The sequence below is a fragment of the Vibrio sp. 10N.222.46.A1 genome (assembly GCF_041473595.1).
GTDB classification, from domain to species: Bacteria; Pseudomonadota; Gammaproteobacteria; order Enterobacterales; family Vibrionaceae; genus Vibrio; species Vibrio tasmaniensis_A.
Genome location: NZ_JBFRSN010000036.1, coordinates 1 through 4,291, shown reverse-complemented (window position 1 = coordinate 4,291; position 4,291 = coordinate 1). Strand labels below are relative to the sequence as shown.

The window sequence follows — 4,291 nt, the reverse complement described above, 5'->3', positions numbered from 1 at the left end:
GTGTTCTTTTTTGAAAGCACCTGCCCGTACTGCCATAAGACCGCCCCTAAAATCACTCGCCTTGGCGAGCGATTTCAATTGCCGGTTTACGCCTTCTCTGTTGATGGGCCGGGCCTTCCAGGGTTTGAGGTCCCTATTCCTGTCACACCAGAGATAGGCAAGACCTTTTTCCCAGGCCAGGGAAAAACGGTCATGCCTGCGACCTTCTTAATGAACGTGAACAGCCGTAAGTTCTCACGTCTGAGCATTGGAGACGTACCAGAAAGCACGCTTGCCCAAAGCATTCAGAACGCCCTTAACGATCCGCGAGTGCAGGAGGCTCTCCAATGAAGCGCTCACTTTTCCACCACTTGTCCACCGTTGCGGTGAATAAGCGAGTTATTCCTTTATTTCTCATCAGCTTATCAGGCGTAAGTCACGCCGACACCAACCACTCGCTGGCCCGCTTTTTTGATAACTCAGGGTACAACGCCAACGTCTCAACCCCGACGGCTTACCAAGGGCAATCGGCCAACTACTACACCGGTGGCAGTTTGTTTGTGCGTAATCAAATTGTCGATGCACAGTTGGTCAGCGTCACTGTCCCCTCCATCAGTACCGGGTGCACTGGCATTGATATGTTTATGGGGGGATTTTCACACATCAGCTCAGACCAACTGGTGAAACTGGGCAAAGCCATTATTCATAATGCCCCTCCTTTTATTGTCAACTTAGCCCTGCAAACCTGGGCACCGCAGCTCAAGCAAAACCTGGATAATCTCCAAGCCAGGCTCGACAAATATCTCAATCAATCGGTGAACTCTTGTGAAGCCGCGCAAGCGTCCATCGGTGGACTGGCCGCCTTTGCCGCTCCTGCTACCAAAAAGCATGTCTGCGCGACGCTTGGGACACAAAACAACGCCTTCTCAGATTGGGTTCAAGGGCAGCAGGAATGTGGCGCAGGAGGCAAAGCAGCGGGTCAGCTAAAGGACGCCAAAAAGGATCCAGCCCTGAAAGACATGACCCAAACCAATCACAACGTGGTCTGGTCTGCGATCATGAATAACGCTTTTTTGTCCTCCGACAAAAATCTAGCGCAATTCATGATGAGTTTGTCAGGCTCTTACGTGTACGACAAAGACGGCAATCCGCGTTATTACCCTAGCCTTTTGACCGACAACAACAACCTCGTCAACGTGCTGCTCGAAGGGGGCAAGGCTGACGTTTATCAGTGTCGCAAAACAGGCCCAGATGCGTGCATTACCATTACCAAGCGCAATAACTTATCCATAAGTCAAACTAACGGCATACAAAACCAGATACGCAAACAACTGGAATCGATACTGCAAAAGATAGCCACCGACCAAAGACTCACGCGTCAACAAGAGGGTTTTCTGGAGCTGATTCAAACGCCGGTACTCAAGTTCTTTATTGACGACTTATCCGCCAATCAAACCCCCGATACCAGCAACTACTCGCGAATGATAGCGGTGGAGCTGCTTAATCAGTACCTCGTGAGCATGTTAAATGTTGCCCGCCAATCCTTGGCCAACACCAACAACAGCCAGGATGACATCGCCCTCATCACTCGTGATATCGATAACGCCAAACGCTTTACCGCGGGGCTGGCTGAGAACGCCATTGAGGCGCTCAACAACCGCAATCAACTGATTGACTCGCAAAGAAAGACCACGCAGCAAAGCACAAAAGAAATCAGCACGACCACCAAACCTACCCCGGCTTATGGGAACTGACCTATGATACTCGAATATTACACTTACACTTCCGGCGAAGTGGTCAACAAAGCCTTTAATGCGCTGGCCACTTTTTTTAGAACCAATACCTTTGGGGATTACTTACAGATGTGCATGATGCTGGGGCTTATCACCAGTTTGTTTATCTTCATGCTGTCACGTAACCCCAAAGACCTCATCAAATGGATGGTGGTGTTCTTTGCCGTACCCCTGTTTCTTATCAACATGAAAGCCGACATGCTCATCATTGATAAGACGCAACCGGGTAAGGCTTACAAGGTGGATAATGTCCCTTACCTCGTGGCCGTGCCTACTTACTTTTTCTCTTCTATCATGGTGGGGATGGCCGAAGGTGTGGAAGGCATTTTCACCACCTCCGACGATGAGCGTTATGGTCGTACTGGGATGTTGTTTGGCTCGGAGCTGTATCAGCTCTCAAGACAATCCAGGATTAATGAGCTGGCGCTGCAAAAACTCTGGCGAGACTACTTTCATAACTGCATGATTGGGGATGTGAGAATCAATGGGAAATACACCTGGGATGAACTCTTTACCGCCCCTGATATTTTTGCCTTTTTAGACGGCGTTAGGCAAAGCCCGTTGCGCGCCCTTTATCTTGATGAAGGCGGCGGCCGAAGCACCTACAAGCGATGTGAAGAAGCTTACCCTATCATCAAGCAGCGCTTTGATGATGCCGCCAATAAAAACATGAGCTTGTTAGCGCATCAATTGCTTGGCAAAGACGCGGACCGTTATAAGCCGCAAGTGGTGCAGTCACTCACCCGCAGCTACGACAAATTTTTTAGAATGAGTACCAGCGCGTCCAGCACCATCAAACAAAACATGCTGATGAACGAGCTACGCTACAACCTTGATAGCCTCGACCCAACGCAAGCTGCGCTCAATTACGCTTATACCACCAATAAACTGCAAACCACCTCAATGTGGGCGTCATTAGGTTTGATGGCAAGAGAATACTTGCCGATGCTCCATACCATGATGTTTATGTTGTTCGCGTGCCTAGGCTTCTTTGTGGCCGGGGCCGCGGTCATTCCTGGCTTGACCATGATGGTGTTAAAAAACTATTTTGGGACGTTTGCCTTTTTGGCCACCTGGCCAGCCTTGTTTGCCATCATCAACGGCTTTCAGCTTTGGGGACTGGAATCTCTGTCTACGGATGTCTCGGGTAAGTTCGGGGGGCTAGTGCTTTCCAACGCGAATGCCGCGGATGAGCTTCACAGCCGCTTCGCCTGGATCACGGGTATATTGATGATAGGCGTCCCTATGATAGCCAAAGGCATTTTAAAAGGCGGTCAAGAAGTCATGTCGAGCATGAACTACCAGCTCTCGAGCATGATTAACTCGACCAATGCCAGAGCGAGCGCTGCAGCGTCCACGGGTAATCTGGATTTTGGCAGTATGCAGATTGACAACCACAGCATGAACAACACCCATGCCAATAAGTTTGATACCAATACCCTCGCCAACCAAGGTCACAGCTACACCCAAAACCCAGACGGCTCGGTGACCACACAACACGGAGATGGGCGCACCACCTACGACAGCTCACAAACCACCAGTCGCGGCAACATCAGCGCCAACACGCAAAGCATGCTGCAAGAGAGTGTGGCGAATGCCCGCAGCCAAACGCAGCAAAACCTTGCTCAAACTAGCACCCAACTGGCTCAAACCCTCCAAGGAGGCGCGGCACTGAGCGACCGCTGGCATGATAGTGTGGGTAAAAACCTGGCTTACGGTGAAGGCAGCACCAGTGGCTTTAATACTCAAGTCAGCCAAGGTATGAATGACATGCAAACGGCGGTTGACAGCGTGATTCAACAAACGGGTTGGACGATAGACCAATCAAAAGCTTACCTGCAAAGTGTCTATGGCGGCTTCGAGGGTGGCCTAGGAACAGGCAAAGGGGCATCGCAATTCAATTTGGGCGCCAGTGGCGGCGTGAAATGGTCTGATGATGAACGTACGGCTTACAGCAATATGAATGCCGAGCAAAAGCAGCAGCTTGAGCAAGCCACGCAGCAATACACCGAAGGGGCCAATGCCGTGACCAGTGCCGGCACGCAGGTGGACAATAAAGACACCCGAACGTCGGTTGAGCAGTTTGCGCATGATTTTGCAATTAATGCCAGCAACACCAAGTCTCTTGGTGTAAGTGCCATGCAAAGCCAATCGGACTTGAACGCCCTCTCGAATACTCAAACGCGCCTAAACTCTGGCAGTGCCAGCTTTACGGCCAACGCGATTCAAGGCTTCCAGAATTACTTGGAAAAAGACATAGGATTAAACCAACCAGACGTCCAACGCCTAATGACCGCTTACCAACCGGAAGATATTGCCGAGGCGAAAGAGCAATGGCAAGACTACACACGCACTGAAGAGTTCACCACCATGGCGGGACTCGATGGTGACACGGCGAAGATTGTGGCAACAATGGAGAAAGCGCATGAAACCACCACCCCAACCCAACAACCAGAACTGACACCCGAGCAAAACAACACGATGGAGAAAGGATGGGCTAGTACCGTCGATACCGTGGC

At 50.7% G+C, this 4,291-nt stretch carries 3 protein-coding genes; all 3 read left to right on the top strand.

All coding sequences use genetic code 11. From position 1 onward, the window contains the following. Positions 1-330: type-F conjugative transfer system pilin assembly thiol-disulfide isomerase TrbB (gene trbB, locus AB4496_RS01535; RefSeq protein ID WP_017101922.1), on the top strand; the 330-nt coding region annotated here is incomplete at its 5' end. Further along, positions 327-1,733 carry a conjugal transfer protein TraH gene (locus AB4496_RS01530; RefSeq protein WP_016800101.1) on the top strand — a complete coding sequence of 469 codons (1,407 nt, stop codon included), beginning with the start codon at positions 327-329 and terminating at the stop codon, positions 1,731-1,733. The genes trbB and AB4496_RS01530, both read left to right, overlap by 4 nt. A 3-nt stretch (positions 1,734-1,736) precedes the next feature. Beyond that, positions 1,737-4,291 (top strand): conjugal transfer protein TraG N-terminal domain-containing protein (locus AB4496_RS01525; protein ID WP_372130516.1); only part of this gene is annotated, 2,555 nt, incomplete at its 3' end.